This is a genomic window from Streptomyces sp. NPDC052109, assembly GCF_040680195.1.
Taxonomy (GTDB): Bacteria; Actinomycetota; Actinomycetes; order Streptomycetales; family Streptomycetaceae; genus Streptomyces.
On record NZ_JBFAWF010000001.1, the window covers coordinates 417684 to 436212 of the forward strand.

Consider the following 18529-nt stretch of genomic DNA (forward strand, 5'->3'; position numbering starts at 1 on the left):
GATCACCTCTCGCTGCTGTCAAGTGTTCCGGTCGGATGTGGCTCAGCTCGTGCGCAGATACTCGGGCGCGGGCGGCTTGGACGCCGACGAGTCCTTCCCCAGTGTCGCCGACAGCCACGTGTCGTAGGACGCCTGCCAGCCGCTGGCGCGGTAGCCCACCAGAATGCGATTGACCCGGCGTACCAGATCGGAGGCGTCCTTCTTCATCGCCACGCCGTAGTACTCGGTCGTGAACGCCGCGCCCTTGAGTTCGACGGTCGGGTCCTGCGCGGCCTGGCTCGCGGCGAGCGCGCCGTCGGTCACCACCGCGTCCACCTCGCCGAGTTGCAGCCTGACCAGGCAGTCCAGCTGGTTGGGGACGGTGGTGGAGATGTCCGTGGAGACGGGCAGGGTGCCGTCCCTCCTGTCGGCGTCCAGCTTGGTGTACGCCGTCGAACCGGCCGCCGTGCAGACCCGCTTGTGCGCCAGGGTGGCGTTGTAGCCCGTGATGGACGACGACTTGGGGGCGAGCACCTGCTGCCCGGTCTTGAAGTAGGGCGCGGAGAAGGCCACCTGGGACAGCCGGTCGCAGGTGATGGTCATGGTCCGCACCACCATGTCCACCCGGCCGTCCTGGATCGCGGAGATCCGCTGGCTGGTCGGGATCGCCTTGAACTGCACCGCGTCCGGGTCGCCGAGGATGTCCTGCGCTATCCGGTGCACCAGGTCGATGTCGAAGCCCTCCAGCTCCGCGCCCTCGGTGTTCGGGTTGCGGTAGCCCCAGTGGTAGCTGTTCTGGTCGACGCCGACGACCAGCTTGCGCTTGGCCCCCGTACGGGCCTTGATCGCGTCGATCGTCGGCCCGTCCGCACCGGACGGCGACAGCGTCTGCTTCTGCGCGTCGGAGTCCTTGCAGTCCTCGGCGCGGGCCTGCACACCGTGGGCGACGGTCGGGCCGTCCCGGTCCGGACGGTGGTCCGGTGCCCGCTGGGTGCACGGCAGCAGCAGCACGAACGCCAGCGCCAGGGCGCACAGCACCGCCATCACGCCGACCCCGCCCCAGCCCCGCAGGGAGGTCCGTACACGCGCCGCGTACATCGTCATGCCCCCTGTCACCGGTACTCCGAAAGTCTGCGCCCGATGCCGGACACGGCGCCGGCCGCGCCGAGCACCGCGAGCACGGCCGCGCCCACCGGCAGCCCGGTCATGGCGTCCCGCCCGTGACCGGCGGCCCGCTGGAACTCGGCCTGCTCGTGGTCGATGGCCCGGGCCAGACTGCGGTCCACGCCGTCGAAGCACTCACCGGTGGCGCCCGTGGCACCGATGACCTTGTCCAGCGCCTGCTGGTAGTTGCCGTTCTCGTCCTCGGCGCGGGCCGCGGCGTGGCGCTGCTTCCACACCGCCATGTTGCTCTGGGCCGCCTTCACCGGCGCGGTGCCGCCCTGGTCGTCGGCGAGCTTCGCCGCCTGCGCCAGGCCCCCGCCGAGGCCCGCCATGTCCGTGTCGAAGGCGTAGTAGTAGGCGTCGTACGGCTTGCCGTCGACCGTGATGGTCTCGGCGCCGCGCGCCACCAGGCTCAGGTTCTCGTTGCCGCGCGCCTTCAGGGACGCGATCCGGGCGTCGTCGAGGACGGTCAGCGAGCGGATGCCGTGGTCGTAGGAGCCGTTCAGCTCCGCGCGGGCCACCGCGTGCCCGACGACGAGCCACAGCAGGGCGATCGTGGTGGCGGCCGAGGCGGCGGCCAGGCCGTGGTTGAGGACGCGGTTGGTGCGCCGGTAGGTGCGGTGCTGGGCCCAGCCGAGGCCGGCCAGCGCGAGCACGCCGAGCGCGATGGCGAGCCACGGATACGGCGTGGCGTTCCCGTAGTCGGCGTCGAGGCGCTGGTTCTCCTTGGTGTAGAGATCCTCCGCCGCCGGGAGCATCTCCTTCTGCATCTTCTCGTTGGCGTACCGCAGATAGGCGCCGCCGACCGGATAGCCCTGCCGGTTGTAGGTGCGCGCCCGCTCGATGAGCCCCTTGTACTCGGGTAGCAGGCGGTTCAGCCTGGTGATCGTCGCCTCGGAGGCGGAGCCCGGCTCGGCGTTCGCCGCAGCCGTCACCAGGCCGGCGGCGGCCGTACTGATGTCCTTCTCGTACCGGTCCCGGGAGGCGGCCGTCTCCTGGCCGCCGGCCAGAAAGCCGCTGGACGCCGCCGTGTTGGCGTCCGCCAGCGAGCGGTAGATGCCGGCCGCGCCGGAGCTGAGCGGCTGGCTGCGGTGCAGCACGTCGTCGGCGGCGGCCGCCCGCTCACTGGCCTGCCAGGCGGTGACCGCGCCGAACGCCACGACCAGCAGCGCCAGTACGGCCCCGATGATCCGCAGCCGCCCCGGTTCGGTGGTCGCCGCGGCCCGCAACCGGTCGGCGCCCTCGGCGAACGCGGTCCGTCGCGCGGACGGCGCGGGGGAGCCCGCGGGTGCGGGGCGGGGGGTCTGCGCGGGGATGCCGGGGGCGGCGGGCACGCCGGGGCCCGTCACTGGCGGTGCCGCGCTCTTCGGCGGGTGTGTCACTCGACCTCCCCCATGGTCATCCGTTCGCCGCCAAGTATCACCGCCGGCACTGACATCCGCACCGGCCTTCACTGGATCTTGATCGGATCGCAGTGTGCCCGACGGCGCGCGACGCCCGGCGCACCACCCCCCGCACAGGAACACGCCTGTCAGGGCACGTCGGTTCCCTGTGCTCAGGGCGACGTGTCGATGCGCGCGCGAAGCCCTCTGCCCACGGCGAGGTGCAGCAGTCGTTGCATGAGCGCGGTCGCGTGCGACTCCTCGCCCGGCGCGGCGGCGTAGTCGATCTCGAACAGGACGTTGCCGCAGACGAGTACGGCCCTGCCCGCGAAGTCGTCCACCGGCTCGATGCGTTCGTGCGCCCCGTCGCACGGGGTGGCCGAGGGATCGACGTGGGCCCTACCGAGCCCGGTCGTCAGCCAGGCGAACACGTCCCTGGCCTTCTCGGCGCCGCTCTCGTCGGGGGTCGGTGGCTCCGTATCGGTGGCCAGCGCGAGCCTCGAGGCGTTGGCCTCGGTGTGCCAGCTGCACCACACGTCGTCGTCGCGGGGCCACGGCGCATAGAGGCCGCCGTCGTGTCCCGCCTCACGGTCGCGCACCGGAGCTCCGTGCAATGCCGAGCTGACCGCGCTCCGGTCGAGGAGGGAGCAGGCCGGCGCAGGGGCGGCGTAGGGGCCGGCCGGCCTGCGGACATGGCTGACGGCCGCGGGGACAGTGGCACTCCCGACGGCCAGCACCAGCCCCGCCAGCACGGGAGCGGGCCACCGGCGCAGCAGCCGGACGGCACGCGGGTGCGCGCGCATGCGAACCCCGCCGTCACGGGCCGGTGGTGCTTCGCCGACCAGGTGTTCCTGCAAGCGTGCGTGGCGGAACTGGAACACCCCGCCGGACTGGCGCAGCACACCGCGCGCGTGGGCGTCCTCCAGGAAGGCCATCGCCCGCCAGGGCAGCCTGCCGGTGGCCGCCAGGACGACGCGCGCCGCGGCGTGGCGGCCCCATGCCGTGTTGGTGATCCCGAGCAGGGCGGTGATGACAAGGGCGCCCGACACCGCGGTGGCCCACTCCGCCGGGCCCGTCACCTCCGCTCCCGCGTGGTCGCTCCAGGTGTTGAGGAGAAGGACGGGGAACAGCACCACCGCTTCCAGGCACCACCGGCGTGGCCCGGTGACCGAGTGGTTGACCGCCAGCGTCAGGGCTGACACCCGGTCCGCCCGCAGCAGCGAGCGGGGGGTGGCCGACGCCACGTCGGTCGCCATGCTCGGTGCGGCGCGGACGACGAAGAGCACACCCAACACGATGGCCACGGGGATCGGGAAGCCCGCCGGGTAGGGATGCTCCTTGGTGGGGAGGTTGCTCAGCCAGGCGAAGCCGATCCCGGCGGCGCCTCCGGCGGCGCGCCAGAGAATCGTGGGCATGCGGCGGCGCAGTTGCAGGCGTGCGGGGACGGGCTCGGTGGCGTAGACGTCCACGAGGGCGACGAGCAGGGGAAAGGCGCCGATCAGTGCCAGTGCGGCCCAGGGCGGCAGTGTCATGTCCCAGCACCGGATCGTGCCGTGCGGCGGCAGGGCGGCGGTGAGGGCCACGGCCGCGCCGTAGACCAGGGTGACGGCCACCGCCGTCGCGGCCTTCGCCTGCTCGGGATACCAGCGCCACCAGGCGAGTTCGCCGCCGGGGGCATCGTGACGCGTGGCGTCCCGGGCCAGCCGGCTCAGGTGCCGTTCGGCGTCCCGCGCCCGCCAGCGGGGTGGTCTGCCCACGTCGGGCGGGGCCGAGTAGACGGCCGGGACGAGCCGGGCGATGAGGTGCTTCTCGATCCCGGCTCTGTCCGGGAACGCGGCCGTGTCCAGCAGTTCGGCCGGGTCGGCGGCCGTGTCGCCGTAGACGGCGAGCGCCAACCCGAGCATGAGCGGTGACGACAGCGCGGCGCGCAGCCGCCGGGCGTGCGGATCGTCGCCGTCACGGATGCGGGCGAGAACGGGCTCCCACAGCGGGGTGCCGTCCTTCCGCGTCCGCCGGGTGCTGGTCCTCAGGTACTCGCTCAGCTCCCGTACGGTCAGCGGCTGCAGCGTCACGGCCGCCGCGCCAACGAGTACGTCGGTCCGGCGCACCGCGTTCCGGTACTGCTCGGTGCGGCTGGTGAGGATGAGATGAGTGTGTTCGTCCAGGCTCTCGTTGAGCGTCCGCAGGGCCACGGCCCGCCGTTCGGGCGGCATTTCGTCGAGCCCTTCGAGGATCAGCAGGAGCCGCTCGGGGGTCGCCACCTCCTCGGCCAGTACGCTGCCGAAGCCGGTCGGTGTCGACAGTTCGGGGTGCTCGGTGGCGAGCCGCTGCGCGGCCCACCGCCACAGGCCCGTCTCGCCCGGGTTCCAGGAAGCGAGGGGGAGGATGACGGGGACCCGGCCGTCAGGCTCTCGTCGCTCCAGGAGCCGCAGTCCGAGCCGGAGCGCCGCGACGCTCTTGCCCGCGCCCGGCTCGCCCAGGATCACCAGCCGTCCGGAGGGCACCAGGCCGTAGAGACGGTCGATCTCCGCGACGTCGCCGTCGAGGGGCAGGGGCCGGTCTCCGCGTTCGCCGGTTCGGATGTTGGACCAGTGGTCGAACAGGTCGCGCTCGGCGGTGCGGCACAGCACGGGCAGCAGTCGCGGTCCCTGGACGCGGCGCGCGATCGCCTCGTCGCGCCACTGCTTGGCCTGCTCCCGGGCCAGTCCGGCGAGCACGCCGTTCACCGTGGCGCGCAGCGCGTTCTCGTGGCGGCCGCGGGACAGCTGCCGGCACTGCCAGGTCACCCACCCCACCGTGTACGCCGTCATCAGCACCGCGAGTCCGGCGACGACCAGCCACGGCGCCTTCCGGCCGGTCGCGGCGGTGAGTCCCGTGTCCAGGAGGAAGCCGCCGAGAGCCACCAGGACCGCCGTGACGGCACAGCGCCGGACGACCGACCAGCGGGACAGGGGCGTCAGCTGGAAGGGGATGCCATAGAGGTGGACGCGGCCGATGGAGCCGGCCTGGATGACCGTCTCCGCGTCACCGTGGAAGGTGTTGTGCACGTCGTGGAACCCGCTCCCCCCGGCTCGCCCCACGTCTCGCGCACCTCCGCCGTCTCCTGGTCGAGCACCATAGCCCGCGTCCCGAACGTGCTCCAAGTAGGCTGGGAAAGACCGGAGTTCGCCGGAGTGCGAAGGGCCGCGGAAGCGGAGGAGGCCGTGTGGAGGCTGAACTGAACGCCATGGCCGTGTCCGGGGCGACGACCCTGGTGCAGCTGATGGCGGGCGACGCGTGGGCCACCGTCAAGAGCCGGCTGAGAGCACTGTTCGGGCGTGGGCGGTCAGGGGATGCGCAGGCGGCGGACGCGGACCTGGAAGAGGCCCGCACCGCGGTCGTCGCCGCCACGGACAGCGGTGATCGGGCGGCCCTCGCCGCGATCGAGTCCGTATGGCAGGCTCGGCTGCTGCTCCTGCTCCACGAGGACCCGGCGGCGCGGGACGAGCTGCGCGCCCTGATCGCGGCGGCAGGGCGCTCCCCGGAGCAGGGCACCACCGTGCACAACACCATCAGCGGAGGCGACATCCGCGGTCCCGTCGTTCAGACCGGCACCATCGAGGGAGACCTCCACTTCGGGTGACGCGGTCGCCGCCGTCCCCCGCCGACAGGATGAGCACGGGCCCTCAGGGCCGGGCCCAGTACCCCCGCGCCCGCTCCCGCGCCTCCCTGTCCGCCCCCAGCCGGTCCAGGCCCAGCAGGGCCGCGCCCAGGACCGGGCTCGCCGTGACCACGCGGACGTCGGCCTTGGGGGCGCGGTCGGCGAGCAGGTCGCGGATGCCGTCGTCGAGCAGGGCGTGACCGGCCGTCAGGACGCTGCCGCCGAGCAGCACCGGCGTCTCCTCGTCGAGCAGGTCCAGGCGGGTCAGCGCCACGGTCGCCATCACCGTCACCTCCTGCGCGAGCCGGGCGACGATCGCCCGCGCCACCGGGTCTCCCGCGGCGGCCGTCGCGAACAGCACCGGCGTCAGCTCGTGCCGGCGGTCGTGGTCGATGTGCTCCAGGTGCAGCGCCTCGATCAGCGCGTACATGGTCGGCAGTCCGAAGTGCGCGGGCAGGGTGCGGGAGAGGGACGTCGGCTCGCCCCGGCCGTCCTCCGCGCGCGCCGCGTGCCACAGGGCCTCCTCCGCCAGACCCCAACCCCCGCCCCAGTCACCGGAGATACGGCCGATCGCCGGGAAGCGCGCGGTGCGGCCGTCGGGGCGCATGCCGACGCAGTTGATGCCGGCCCCGCACACCACGGCCACCCCGCGCGGCTCGGCGACGCCTGCCCGCAGGATCGCGAAGGTGTCGTTGCGCACCGCCACCGACCCGCCCCAGCCGCGCGCCTGGAGTGCCGTCGCCAACTGCTCCTCCTCGACCGGGAGATCGGCGTTGGCCAGGCAGGCCGAGACATGGGAGACGGAGGTGACGCCGGCGTCCGCGAAGGCGCGGGCGACCGGTTCGGCCAGCGCGTCCAGTGCCGCCGGCACGCCGACCGCGGGCGGCCGGAAGCCGCCGCCGCGGGCCGTGGCCAGGACCTCCCCGGCGGCGGTGACCACGGCCACGTCGGTCTTGCTGTTGCCCGCGTCGATGGCGAGTACCCGCGCGGGAAGAGGTGAGGTCACGCCCACGCGAGGTGCTCCCGGTTGTGTGCGATCAGCTGGTCGGTGAGGGCGTCGGCGTACGTGTACTGGCCGATCAGCGGATGGGCGAGCAGGGCGCGGAAGACGCGGTCCCGGCCGCCGCGCAGCGCCGCCTCCAGGGCCAGGTCCTCGTACGCCGTCACGTTCGCGATCAGCCCGGAGAACAGGGGGTCCAGCTCCGGAACCGGCAGTGGCACCGGGCCGTTCGGGCCGACCGCCGCCTGGACCTCGATCACCGCGTCGTCGGGCAGGAACGGCAGCGTGCCCCGGTTGAACGCGTTCACCACCTGGTACGGGCTGCCTCCGCCGCCCAGCAGCGCCGCCGCCAGGTCCACGGCCGCCTCCGAGTAGTAGGCGCCGCCCCGCCTGGCGAGCAGCGCCGGCTTCTCGTCCAGGGCCGGGTCGCCGTACATCTTCAGCAACTCCCGCTCCATGGCGGCGACTTCGGCCGCCCTGGACGGCTTGGTGCGCAGTTCGCGCACGACCTCGTCGTGGGCGTAGTAGTAGCGCAGGTAGTAGGAGGGGACCACGCCCAGGCGGTCCAGCAGGGGGCGGGGCAGGTGGAGGTCGCCGGCGATCGCCTCGCCGTGTTCGGCCAGCAACTCGGGAAGCACGTTCTCGCCCTCCGGACCGCCCAGCCGCACACCTGTCTCCCAGGTGAGGTGGTTGAGGCCCACGTGCGCGAGGTGGACGTCCGCCGGGGTCACGCCGAGCAGGCCCGCGAACTTCCGCTGGAAGCCGATCGCCACGTTGCACAGCCCGACCGCCCGGTGCCCGGCCTGCAGCAGCGCGCGGGTGACGATGCCGACCGGGTTGGTGAAGTCGATGATCCACGCGCGCGGATTGGTACGGCGGACCCGTTCGGCGATGTCCAGGACGACCGGGACCGTGCGCAGGGCCTTCGCCAGCCCGCCCGCGCCCGTCGTCTCCTGGCCGACGCAGCCGCACTCCAGCGGCCAGGTCTCGTCCTGCTCACGGGCCGCCTGGCCACCGACGCGCAGCTGGAGCAGGACGGCGTCGGCGCCGTCGACGCCCGCGTCCAGGTCGGCGGTGGTGACGATCCGGCCGGGGTGCCCCTGCTTGGCGAAGATCCGGCGGGCCAGGCCGCCCACCAGCTCCAGGCGCTCGGCGGCCGGGTCCACGAGGACGAGTTCCTCGATGGGCAGGGTGTCCCTCAGGCGTGCGAAGCCGTCGATGAGTTCGGGGGTGTAGGTGGAGCCTCCGCCCACCACAGTGAGTTTCATATCCGGTTCAACCCTTTACTCCGGTGAGCGTGACGCCCTCGACGAACGCCTTCTGGGCGAAGAAGAACACGATGATCACGGGGGCCATGACCAGCACGGTCGCGGCCATCGTGAGGTTCCAGTCGGTGTGGTGGGCGCCCTTGAAGGACTCCAGGCCGTAGGACAGGGTCCAGGCGCCGGGGTTCTCGGACGCGTAGATCTGCGGGCCGAAGTAGTCGTTCCAGGCGTAGAAGAACTGGAAGAGGGCGACGGCCGCGATGCCCGGCCTCGCCATCGGGAGGACGACCTTCAGCAGGGTCCTGAGGTCGCCGCAGCCGTCCACCCTCGCCGCGTCCAGGTACTCGTTCGGGATGGTCATCAGGAACTGGCGCAGCAGGAAGATGGAGAACGCGTCGCCGAACGCCATCGGGATGATCAGCGGCCACAGCGTGCCGGACAGGTCCAGCTGCTTCGCCCAGAACAGGTACATCGGGATGATGACCACCTGCGGGGGCAGCATCATCATCGAGATCACCAGCATCAGCGACAGGTTGCGGCCCCGGAAGCGGAACTTGGCGAGGGCGTACGCCACCGGGATGGACGACACCACCGTCAGCACGGTGCCGAGGCCGGCGTAGATCAGCGTGTTCTTCCACCAGGTCAGGAAGCCCGGCGTGTCGAAGACCTTGCGGTAGTTGCCCCACTCCCAGGTGTGCGGGATCAGGTCGCGGCTGAGCGCCTGGGTGTCGCTCATCAGCGAGGTCAGGAACACGAACACGAACGGCAGCGTGAAGAAGAGCGCGGCGGCGACGCCGAGGGAGTGGATGCCGATCCATTCCAGCAGTGCCCGGCGCCGGGCGGTGCGCTCGGCGGCCGTGGAGTCGGTGCGCAACTCCACCGGCTTGTCCAGTACTTGGGTCATGGTCAGTCACCTGCCTGGATGAGACCGCCCCGGCGCCGCATCAGGAACCCGGTGAACACCATCGACAGGGCGAACAGCACCAGGGCCACGACACAGGCCGAGCCGTAGTCGAAGCGCTGGAAGCCGAGGTTGTAGACGAGCTGGGGGAGGGTGAGCGTGGACTTGTCCGGGTAGCCGGGCTCGAACTGGGTGCCCGCGCCCTGGATCACCCCGGAGGCGACCTTCCCGGCGATCAGCGGCTGGGTGTAGTACTGCATGGTCTGGATCACGCCGGTGACCACCGCGAACATCACGATCGGGGAGATGTTCGGCAGGGTGACGTACCGGAAGCGCTGCCACGCCGACGCGCCGTCCAGCTCGGCCGCCTCGTACTGCTCGGTCGGCACGTCCAGCAGCGCGGCCATGAAGATGACCATCAGGTCGCCGACGCCCCACAGGGCCAGCAGGGTCAGGGCCGGCTTGGACCAGCTCGGGTCGTTGAACCAGCCCGGCGCCGGGACGCCGATCTTCTCCAGGACGGAGTTGACCGGGCCCGTACCGGGATTGAGCAGGAACGCGAAGGCCATGGTCGCCGCCACCGGCGGGGCGAGGTACGGCAGGTAGAAGAGGGTGCGGAAGACACCCGTGCCGGTCTTGATCTTGGTGATCAGCAGGCCGATGCCCAGGCCGAAGACGACCCGGAGGCTCACCATGACCAGGACCAGCCACAGGGTGTTGCGCAGGGCCGGCCAGAACAGGGGGTAGTGCTGGAAGACATAGGCCCAGTTCTTTGCCCCGCTCCACGTCGGCGGCTTGAAGCCGTCGTAGTGCATGAAGGAGAAATAGACCGTCGAGATCAGCGGATACGCGAAGAAGACCGCGAAGCCGATCAGCCAGGGCGACATGAAGGCGATGGTGCGAAGCGCCGCGCGGCGGCGCTTCGACGCCAGAGTGACCGTACTCATCGGCTACTTCGCCTGCGCGATGTCCGTGTCGATCTGCGCCGCGGTCTTCTGCAGGCCGGCCTTCAGATCGGTGACCTTGCCGCTTTCGTAGTCGTAGCCGAACTGCTGGATCGTCACCAGGTACTGGCCGCCGTTGATGGAGGCGGGGGAGGTGGCGGAGTTCGGGTTGGCGGCGATGTCCAGGAACGTCTTGAACCGCGGGTCGTACGTCAGCTTCGGGGACTTCAGCGCGGCCAGGGTCGAGGGCACGTTGTGGATGTCGTCGGCGAATCCGACGACGGCGTCGGTGTTCGTGGTGATGTACTTGACGAACTCCCAGGCCGCGTTCTGCTTGTGGCTGGTGGCGGCGATGCCCGCGATGGTGCCGGTGATGTAGCCCTTGCCGTACTGGCTCACCTGGTCGTCGGGCACGGGCAGTGGGGCGACGCCGATCTCGAAGTTCGGCTTGGCCTGCTCCGCCATGCCGAGCCGCCACTCGCCGTCGAGCTGCATGGCGACCTGGCCGGTGTGGAAGGGGTGCTTGGGGCCCCACTCGTCACCGAGGGTGGCCCGGAACTTCTCCAGTTTCCGGAATCCGCCGAGTTCGTCCACGAGCCGCTTCTGCAGTTCGAAGCCCTTCTGGAACGCCGGGTCCTTGGCGACGTCCGACTTGCCGTCCTTGTCGAAGTACGTCGGAGAGAACTGGGCGAAGTAGTGCTCGGTGGTGGACTCCCAGCCGTGGTAGTCCGGCATGAAGCCCAGCTGCTTGTAGCCGTCGCCCTCGGTGATGGTCAGCTTCTTGGCGTCGGCCTCGAACTCGGACCAGGTCTTCGGGGGATCGGCGATACCGGCCTTCTTGAACGCCGTCTTGTTGTAGTAGAGCCCGTACGCGTCGCCGAGCAGTGGCACCGTGCAGCGGTTGCCGTCGAACTGGGTGTACTCGTTCATCGGCTTCGGGAACGTCCTCGCCGGATCGATGCCCGACTTCTTGAAGAAGGGGTTGAGGTCGACCAGGGCGCCGGAGGAACAGAACTTGCCCACGTTGTTGGTGGTGAACGAGGAGATCACGTCCGGTGCCTTGTCACCACCCGACCGCAGCGCCTGATTGATCTTGTCGTCGGTCATGTTGCCGACGATGTTCACGTGGATGTTGGGGTGCGCCTTCTCGAAGCCGTCGACCAGGGACCTGACCGCCTTCACCTCGTTCGGCGCGCTCCAGGCGTGCCAGAAGTTGATGGTGGTGTCCTTCGAGGCGTCGTCCGTGGCGCCCGAGTTGGACTGGCCGGTGCAGGCGGTGGTGAGCAGGGCCAGCGACGCGGTCAGGGCAAAAGCCGTCTTTCGGGCAACTGAAGGTATGGCTTCGGGCATGGCGAGGTCTCCCAGGGGCAGGTGGACGGAAGAGGTGCTGCCGGGGGTCAGCGCGAGGTGTCGAAGACCTCGTCGCGGGTCATGACGAGCGCGGCCTCCAACGCGCCGCGCAGGACAGGGTGTTCGTGCACGTCACCGACGACCAGCCGGGGGCGGGCCGCGGCCAGCTCCTCCAGCTCGGCCTGGACGAGGGCGCGCAGGACCTCGCCGCCGGCCGTGAGCGCGGAGCCGCTGAGGACGACGAGTTCGGGGTCGAGGACGGAGACGAGCGAGGCGAGACCCGTGGCGAGCCGGGTCGCGTAGGTCTGGAGCAGCTCCCGGTAGGGGCCGACGGCGTGGTCGGCGCCCCGTGCCACGAGCTCGGCGGCGACCTCGGTGTACGACCCCGACGGCACGTCCTGGACCCCGAGTTCCCGGGCCAGCTTCGGTACGGCCTGGGAGCCGGCCAGCTCCTGGTAGCCGCCGCTGTTGGCCTTGGTCACCTGTCGTACCAGGGGTGTGCCCGGCACCGGCAGGAAGCCGACCTCGCCGGCGCCGCCGGTCCAGCCCCGGTGCAGACGGCCGCCGAGAACGAGGGCGGCGCCGAGCCCCTCCTGGTTCCACAGCAGGACGAAGTCCCCGTGGCCGCGGGCGGCACCCAGCCGCTGTTCGGCCAGGGCGACGAGGTTGACGTCGTTCTCGTACTCCACCGGCATCGGCAGGGCGGCGGCGAGTTCGTCGAGCAGGGTGGGGGAGTGCCAGCCGGGCAGATGGGAGGCGTAGCGCAGCCGGCCGGTGCCCGGGTCGAAGGCGCCCGGGGTGCCGATGACCAGCCGGTGCACGTCGGACCGGGCGAGCCCGGCGGCCTTCACGGCCCCGTCGAGGGCGTCGGTGACCTGCTGGACGACGGGCCGGGCGGGCCGGCGGCCCGGGGTGGGCAGCTCGTACTCGCCCACCGTGCGGCCGGTGATGTCGGCGATGGCGGCGCGGATCCGCTCCGGGGTGACATCGAGTCCCGCGGCGTACGCGGCGCCGGGATTCACCGCGTACAGCTGGGCGTTGGGGCCCGGCCGGCCCTCGCTGGTGCCGGTGACCCGGACCAGTCCGGCCGCCTCGAGACGGGCCAGCAGCTGGGAGGCGGTTGGCTTGGACAGGCCGGTCAGCTTCCCGATCCGGGTGCGCGACAGCGGGCCGTGCTCCAGCAGGAGGTCCAGTGCGGCGCGGTCGTTCATGGCGCGCAGCACGCGCGGTGTGCCCGGCGTACCGGCGGTTCCTGCCATGGGGTCGACACCTGCCCTTCCAGCCGCCCAGCTTCTCAGTGACCTGGCCGGAGGTCCAGTCGTGATCACGGACCGCCCGAAGATCATTGTTAGGAAACTTTCCTATTGGGGTGGGAGGAACGTAAGCCCAGGACGAAGGGGGCGTCAATAGACAACGGCGCCGAGGCAACAGAGTCGTTATCTCGGCGGGCGGGGCCGTACGGCTGCTTCACGGCCGGCTGGTCTTCGAACCGCTTGTCCGGGCGCGTGGCCCGGCCGTCGGCGAACGGATGGCGAAGGTGCCCGACCGAAGGCCCCTGCGGAAGCTGTGCACGCTGCGAGGCCGACTTCGTCTGCTTCCTCTTCGCCCTCCACGTGTGCGGCGCGCCGGCCCGCCGGGCCCGCGGTACCGGCACACCGGTCACGGCGGCGGCGCCGGACGCCACCCAGCGGAGACCGGCGCTCACCCCCGGTTCTCCTCGTCACGCTCCTTCCGGGCCAAGCCCGCGCCGGGTGCCCCGGCAGAACGACGGGGCACCCCGTGCGCACTCGGCGCCGGAATGCCCCACCTGTTCACGCGAACGAGTGTGCCGAATTCGTTCCGCTCCCTATTTGCCCGGAGGTGTCGGCCGCTGCGGAGCGATCGGTGCCGTTGCCGCCGCCTGCGGCGAATCCGCGTTGGAGAACACCGACGGGGCTGCCACCGCGGCCGTCGGGTCCGGGGTGTCCTCCACGTCCTCGACCGACGTCGCGCCGCCCACGATGCGGATGCTCGCCGCGTCGAACGCCCGCTTGATCCGCCACCGCAGCTCGCGCTCGACCGTCAGCGCCTTGCCCGGCATGGTCCTCGCCGAGACGCGGACCACCATGGAGTCGATCAGGACCGAGTCCAGGCCGAGCACCTCGATCGGGCCCCACAGCAGCTCGTTCCAGGGCTCTTCCTTGCTCATGTGCTCGGCGACGTCGTCCAGGGTCGCCCTGACCTTGTCCAGGTCCTCGCTCGCCCGCACGGTCACGTCGACCCCGGCCGTGGCCCAGCCCTGGGAGAGGTTGCCGATCCGCTTGACCTCGCCGTTGCGGACGTACCAGATCTCGCCGTCGGCGCCGCGCAGCTTGGTCACGCGCAGCCCGACCTCGATCACCTCGCCGGTGGCCACGCCCGCGTCGATCACGTCACCGACGCCGTACTGGTCCTCCAGGATCATGAACACACCGGAGAGGAAGTCGGTGACCAGGTTCCGCGCGCCGAAACCGATCGCCACGCCGGCCACACCGGCCGACGCCAGCAGCGGCGCCAGGTTGATCTTGAAGGTGGACAGCACCATCAGCGCCGCCGTACCCATGATCAGGAAGCTCGCCACCGAGCGCAGCACCGACCCGATCGCCGCCGACCGCTGCCGCCGCCGTTCGGCGTTGACCAGCAGCCCGCTCAGCGCGCTGCCGTCCACGGCCTCCGCGGTGCGGCCCATTCGCTCTATCAGCTTGGTGATCGCCCGCCGCACCATCGCGCGCAGCGCGACCGCGATCACCACGATCAGCAGGATCTGCAGCCCCATGGCGAGCCACGTCGACCAGTTCTGCTCGACCCAGCTCGCCGCGTTCGTCGCGCTCTCCTGGGCGTCCTGGAGCGACGGCACGGCCGGCTCCGTCGATCCCGAGGGGGAGGGGGCGGGGGTCGGCGACGCTGCGGCGGCCAGGAGGGCGGCGGGCAAGGACGACACGACAGGTACCTCCAAGGTGCTGCGCGAGTCCGTACCGGCGGGGGCGGTCAAGGTCTTCGAGGTCACGAGAAGGTCACCGGACGGACAGGACCACCACACTAACGGGGCATTGTGTGTGCCCCGCGCGGATCCGCCAAGGAGAGGCACAGGAGAGACAGGGCTCACCCTGGCTTGAACAGGCCATGATCCGGGGGATGTATCGGATGTGGTCGAAAACACTCCCAGCCCGTTACCGGGACATGGTGGCGCTTCCACCAGGCATGAGGGGAGACTGACTGCAGATCGTCCCGGCGCGAGCCACGCGCCGCCGACGCCCAAGGAGGCACCCGTGCCGCATGTCCTGGTTCTCAACGCGTCGTACGAGCCGCTCGGCGTCGTACCGCTCCGCCGCGCGCTCATCCTCGTCCTGGAGAACAAGGCTGTCTCCCTCGAGGAATCCGGCGCCTTTATGCACAGCGCGACCGTCACAGTCCCCGCACCCAGCGTGGTCCGGCTCAAGCGATTCGTCCGGGTTCCCTATCGGGGGCCCGTTCCTCTCACCCGGCGGGCGCTCTTCGCGCGCGACGGGGGCCGGTGCATGTACTGCGGTGGCGTCGCAACCAGCGTCGACCACGTCATCCCGCGCAGCCGCGGGGGCAAGCACGTCTGGGACAACGTGGTGGCCTCCTGCCGCCGCTGCAACCACGTGAAGGCCGACCGTCACCTCGTGGAGCTGGGGTGGCGACTGCGACACAAACCGGCTCCGCCGACGGGGCTGGCCTGGCGCATCATCGGCACGGGCCATAGGGACCCGCGCTGGCTGCCTTACTTGCAGCCGTACGGCGCGGATGATGCCATGGCCCGGATCGACGGCATTTCTGCCTAGATCCGGGCCGTGTTGTACGCCCAGGAGGGGCGTGGTGGCGGTTGTCCGGCGGCCGCGCCTCACGGGTGCTCAGCCCGTCCACGACGGTCGCGCGCAGCACCTCGCGCAGCTCGGGGGAGATCCGGTCCAGGGCGGTGCCGACATCGCCGTACTCCAGCCCCGCCAGCACCCGGTCCTCGGCGGACGGCGCGGCGGCGGGCTCGTACCGTCCGGTGGCCTCCGCCGTCCTGGCGTCCAGCGGTGGACCCGCGACCCGTGCGGCCCGCTCCTGCGCCCGGCGCGCGTCGACGAGCCGGCGGGCGGCGATCGTCCACAGCCAGCCGCCGGCCTCCTGTCCGCGATGCCCGGCCGCCGACCGCCACACCGTGACGAACGTCTCCTGCAGCACCTCGCGCACCACCTCGGGGTCGGCGCACCGGCGCGTCAGCCCCACGTGCAGCCAGCCCGCGTGCCGGTCGTACAGCGCGGCCATCGCGGCCGCGTCCCCCGCGGCGACGGCCCGCAGCAGCGCCGCGTCCCCGCCCGCGCCGTCGGCTCCCTCGTCGTTCTCCCGCTGGCCCCCCATGGGGCGGAACAGTCTCACACCCTCTCTATCGATCACCGGTCCGGCGCCGGATCACCCCGGCGCGGGGTTTTGGCGAGTGGCGGCGGCGTCTCGGGGTAGGCCTGCCCTGACCCCGTCAGAAGCCGCAGCCTCCGACATACCGACGACCTCAATCGAAGGAGCACCCGTGGCCGCACCGGCGCGTCTCTCGATCCCGGCCCAGTGGAAACACGAGGAGAAACCCTTCGGCGCGGAGAGCGCCTGCGTGCAGGCGCCGCTGACCAGCGAACCGCCGCTGCCCGACGCCGAGCCCCTGACCAGCGAGCCTCCCTTGTCCGACGCCACTCCGCTGACCAGCGAGTCCGAACCGGTCCCGGATTCCTTCGGCCCGGGGCTGTAGATGACGGCGGCGCTCGAGGACGAGGACCTGTCCCGGCTCGCCGAGTTGCACGGGGTCGCCACCTCCTACAGCCCCGCCCCGGGCCGTACGGTCGCCGTCCCCGCCTCCGCCGTGGTCGCCGTCCTGGCCGCCCTCGGTGTCGACGCGGGCGGACCCGACGCCGTACGCACCGCGCTCGCCGCACGCGAACGTGAGCTGCGCGAGCGACTGCTGCCGCCGACCGTCGTGCACTGGGCCGGTGATCCGCAGGGCCCCGCCGCCCTCGCCGCGCTGCCCTCCGGCACCCGCCTGCGCGTCGAGACCGAGGAGGGCGAGGAGCGGGACACGGCCGAGGGGCTGCCGCTCGGCGTGCACCGGGTGACCGCCCTCGCGCCTGACGGCCGCACCGGCCACGCCCACCTCGTCGTCGCCCCCGACCGGCTGCCCGCCCTGCCCGGCCGCTCCTACGGCCTCCTCGTCCAGCTGTACTCGCTGCTCTCCCGGCGCTCCTGGGGCATGGGCGACCTCGGCGACCTCGCCGAGCTGGCCGGATGGGCCGGACGCACCGCCGGCGCCGGATTCGTCCAGGTCAACCCGCTGCACGCGGCCGTGCCCGGCGCCCCCACCGACCCCTCCCCGTACCGTCCGTCCTCCCGCCGCTTCCCCGACCCGGTGCACCTGCGGATCGAGGACGTCCCCGAGTACGCCCACGTCGAGGACCGGGAGCGGCTGAGCGGCCTGTTGGAGCGGGCCGCGCGGCTGCGCGCCGCCGTCCTCGACAAGGGCGCCCTCATCGACCGGGACGCGGTGTGGGAGACCAAGCGCGAGGCGCTCGAACTGGTCCTGGCCGTCCCCCTCGGCCCCGGCCGCCGGGCCGCCTACGACGACTTCCGCGCCGCCCACGGCCAGGCCCTCGACGACCACGCCACCTGGTACGCCCTCGCCGAGATCCACGGCTCCGACTGGCACCGCTGGCCCGAGGAGCTGCGCGACCCCCGCTCGGCCGGCACCGCCCGGGCCCGCGCCGACCTCGCCGACCGGGTCGAGTTCCACGCCCGCCTCGCCTGGCTCACCGACGGCCAGCTCCGCGCCGCCCAGCGCACCGCCCGCGAGGCAGGTATGCCCGTGGGGATCGTGCACGACCTCGCCGTCGGCGTGCACCCCGTGGGCGCCGACGCCTGGGCCCAGCAGGACGTGTTCGCCGCCGGCACCTCGGTCGGCGCCCCGCCCGACGCCTTCAACGCCCGCGGCCAGGACTGGGGCCTGCCGCCCTGGCGCCCCGACCGGCTCGCCGCCACCGGCCACGCCCCCTACCGCGACCTCCTGAGTGCCCTCTTCCGCTACGCCGGCGCCCTGCGCATCGACCACGTCATGGGCCTGTTCCGGCTGTGGTGGGTCCCGCAGGGCAGCCCGCCCACCGAGGGCACCTACGTCCGCTACGACGCCGACGCCATGCTCGCGATTCTCGCCCTGGAGGCCACCCGCGCCGGCGCCGTCGTCATCGGCGAGGACCTGGGCACCGTCGAGCCCGGCGTGCGCGAGACGCTGCAGCGGCGCGGGGTGCTCGGCACCTCGGTGCTGTGGTTCGAACGGGACTGGGACGGCGACGGCCGCCCGCTGCCGCCCGCCCGCTGGCGCGCCGACTGCCTCGCCACCGCCACCACCCACGACCTGCCGCCCACCGCGGCCCGGCTCACCGGCGACCACGTGGACCTGCGCGACCGCCTGGGCCTGCTCACCCGCCCCGTGACCGAGGAGCGCGCCGAGGCCACCGCCGACATCGCCGAGTGGCTCGCCCTGCTGGGCAGCCTCGGCCTGCTGGACCTGACGGCCGCCGGACCGCCCGGCTCCGACGAGGAGGAGGAGATCCGCGCCGTCCACCGCTTCCTGCTGCGCACTCCGGCCCGGCTGATCGGCGTCTGGCTCCCGGACGCCGTAGGCGACCGCCGACCGCAGAACCTGCCGGGCACGTGGGACCAGTACCCGAACTGGCGGCTGCCGATCGCCGACCGCGCAGGCCGGCCGGTGTCCCTGGAGGAGCTGACGGCGTCACCCCGGACGAGGGCGCTGCTGGACGTGTTCACGCAGGTGACGGGCGGGAGGATCACCCGTATGGGACCCCGGGCGCGTGGCCTTCCGGGTGATTCGCTAACTTGA

15 protein-coding genes are annotated in these 18529 nt (G+C 72.1%); 4 read left to right on the forward strand and 11 right to left on the reverse strand.

The features are described from left to right. Positions 1-42: 42 nt before the first annotated feature. The 3 genes from AB0L59_RS01905 to AB0L59_RS01915 form a co-directional block, all read right to left on the reverse strand. Complete coding sequence (locus AB0L59_RS01905; protein WP_365579462.1) at positions 43-1077, reverse strand: glutamate ABC transporter substrate-binding protein; 1035 nt, start codon at positions 1075-1077, stop codon at positions 43-45. A gap of 14 nt (positions 1078-1091) precedes the next feature. Then, a complete protein-coding gene (locus tag AB0L59_RS01910) occupies positions 1092-2525 on the reverse strand; it encodes a hypothetical protein (RefSeq protein ID WP_365578164.1) in 1434 nt (477 codons plus the stop codon). 173 nt (positions 2526-2698) lie between these two features. Further along, entirely contained in the window at positions 2699-5605 is a 2907-nt protein-coding gene (locus AB0L59_RS01915) for an NACHT domain-containing protein (RefSeq protein ID WP_365578166.1), read from the reverse strand. Positions 5606-5730: 125 nt separating this feature from the next. Here AB0L59_RS01915 and AB0L59_RS01920 point away from each other — a divergent pair, with 125 nt between their 5' ends. Then, positions 5731-6147 carry a hypothetical protein gene (locus AB0L59_RS01920; RefSeq protein ID WP_365578168.1) on the forward strand — a complete coding sequence of 139 codons (417 nt, stop codon included), beginning with the start codon at positions 5731-5733 and terminating at the stop codon, positions 6145-6147. Positions 6148-6190: 43 nt separating this feature from the next. On the opposite strand, the gene AB0L59_RS01925 is transcribed toward AB0L59_RS01920, so the two are convergent. The 7 genes from AB0L59_RS01925 to AB0L59_RS01955 form a co-directional block, all read right to left on the reverse strand. Beyond that, positions 6191-7177 (reverse strand): BadF/BadG/BcrA/BcrD ATPase family protein, encoded by a 987-nt coding sequence (locus AB0L59_RS01925; protein WP_365578170.1) that lies wholly within the window; start codon positions 7175-7177, stop codon positions 6191-6193. Next, positions 7168-8433, reverse strand: a complete 1266-nt coding sequence (locus AB0L59_RS01930) for a 6-phospho-beta-glucosidase (RefSeq protein ID WP_365578172.1) — start codon at positions 8431-8433, stop codon at positions 7168-7170. Before AB0L59_RS01930 ends, AB0L59_RS01925 begins: the two co-directional genes overlap by 10 nt. 7 nt (positions 8434-8440) lie before the next feature. Further along, a complete protein-coding gene (locus AB0L59_RS01935; protein WP_365578174.1) occupies positions 8441-9334 on the reverse strand; it encodes a carbohydrate ABC transporter permease in 894 nt (297 codons plus the stop codon). A gap of 2 nt (positions 9335-9336) precedes the next feature. Next, entirely contained in the window at positions 9337-10278 is a 942-nt protein-coding gene (locus tag AB0L59_RS01940) for a sugar ABC transporter permease (RefSeq protein ID WP_365578176.1), read from the reverse strand. Between the two features lie 3 nt (positions 10279-10281). Further along, positions 10282-11625, reverse strand: a complete 1344-nt coding sequence (locus AB0L59_RS01945) for an ABC transporter substrate-binding protein (protein ID WP_365578178.1) — start codon at positions 11623-11625, stop codon at positions 10282-10284. Between the two features lie 47 nt (positions 11626-11672). Further along, positions 11673-12884 carry an ROK family transcriptional regulator gene (locus tag AB0L59_RS01950; protein ID WP_365578180.1) on the reverse strand — a complete coding sequence of 404 codons (1212 nt, stop codon included), beginning with the start codon at positions 12882-12884 and terminating at the stop codon, positions 11673-11675. Positions 12885-13471: 587 nt separating this feature from the next. Continuing rightward, a complete protein-coding gene (locus AB0L59_RS01955; RefSeq protein ID WP_365578182.1) occupies positions 13472-14584 on the reverse strand; it encodes a mechanosensitive ion channel family protein in 1113 nt (370 codons plus the stop codon). Positions 14585-14912: 328 nt separating this feature from the next. Between AB0L59_RS01955 and AB0L59_RS01960 the strand changes: the two genes are divergently transcribed. Continuing rightward, the gene (locus tag AB0L59_RS01960) at positions 14913-15449 is read left to right on the forward strand and encodes an HNH endonuclease (RefSeq protein ID WP_365578184.1); all 537 of its coding nucleotides are present in this window, start codon (positions 14913-14915) and stop codon (positions 15447-15449) included. Here AB0L59_RS01960 and AB0L59_RS01965 read toward each other — a convergent pair. Beyond that, positions 15352-16014: an RNA polymerase sigma factor gene (locus AB0L59_RS01965; protein WP_365578186.1), complete on the reverse strand. Its 663-nt coding sequence runs from the start codon at positions 16012-16014 to the stop codon at positions 15352-15354. The two genes, AB0L59_RS01960 and AB0L59_RS01965, sit on opposite strands and share 98 nt — an antisense overlap. Positions 16015-16204: 190 nt before the next feature. On the opposite strand from AB0L59_RS01965, the gene AB0L59_RS01970 reads away from it, so the two are divergent. Together AB0L59_RS01970 and malQ are read left to right on the forward strand one after the other, a co-directional pair. Then, positions 16205-16393 (forward strand): hypothetical protein, encoded by a 189-nt coding sequence (locus AB0L59_RS01970; RefSeq protein WP_365579464.1) that lies wholly within the window; start codon positions 16205-16207, stop codon positions 16391-16393. After that, positions 16394-18529 (forward strand): 4-alpha-glucanotransferase, encoded by a 2136-nt coding sequence (gene malQ / locus AB0L59_RS01975; RefSeq protein ID WP_365578188.1) that lies wholly within the window; start codon positions 16394-16396, stop codon positions 18527-18529.

Coding starts and splice junctions, on each gene's coding strand:
- AB0L59_RS01905 (WP_365579462.1), bottom strand. CDS start 1,077: ATGTACGCGGCGCGTGTACGGACCTCCCTGCGGGGCTGGGGCGGGGTC.
- AB0L59_RS01930 (WP_365578172.1), bottom strand. CDS start 8,433: ATGAAACTCACTGTGGTGGGCGGAGGCTCCACCTACACCCCCGAACTC.
- AB0L59_RS01935 (WP_365578174.1), bottom strand. CDS start 9,334: ATGACCCAAGTACTGGACAAGCCGGTGGAGTTGCGCACCGACTCCACG.
- AB0L59_RS01940 (WP_365578176.1), bottom strand. CDS start 10,278: ATGAGTACGGTCACTCTGGCGTCGAAGCGCCGCCGCGCGGCGCTTCGC.
- AB0L59_RS01945 (WP_365578178.1), bottom strand. CDS start 11,625: ATGCCCGAAGCCATACCTTCAGTTGCCCGAAAGACGGCTTTTGCCCTG.
- AB0L59_RS01950 (WP_365578180.1), bottom strand. CDS start 12,884: ATGGCAGGAACCGCCGGTACGCCGGGCACACCGCGCGTGCTGCGCGCC.
- AB0L59_RS01965 (WP_365578186.1), bottom strand. CDS start 16,014: ATGGGGGGCCAGCGGGAGAACGACGAGGGAGCCGACGGCGCGGGCGGG.
- malQ (WP_365578188.1), top strand. CDS start 16,394: ATGACGGCGGCGCTCGAGGACGAGGACCTGTCCCGGCTCGCCGAGTTG.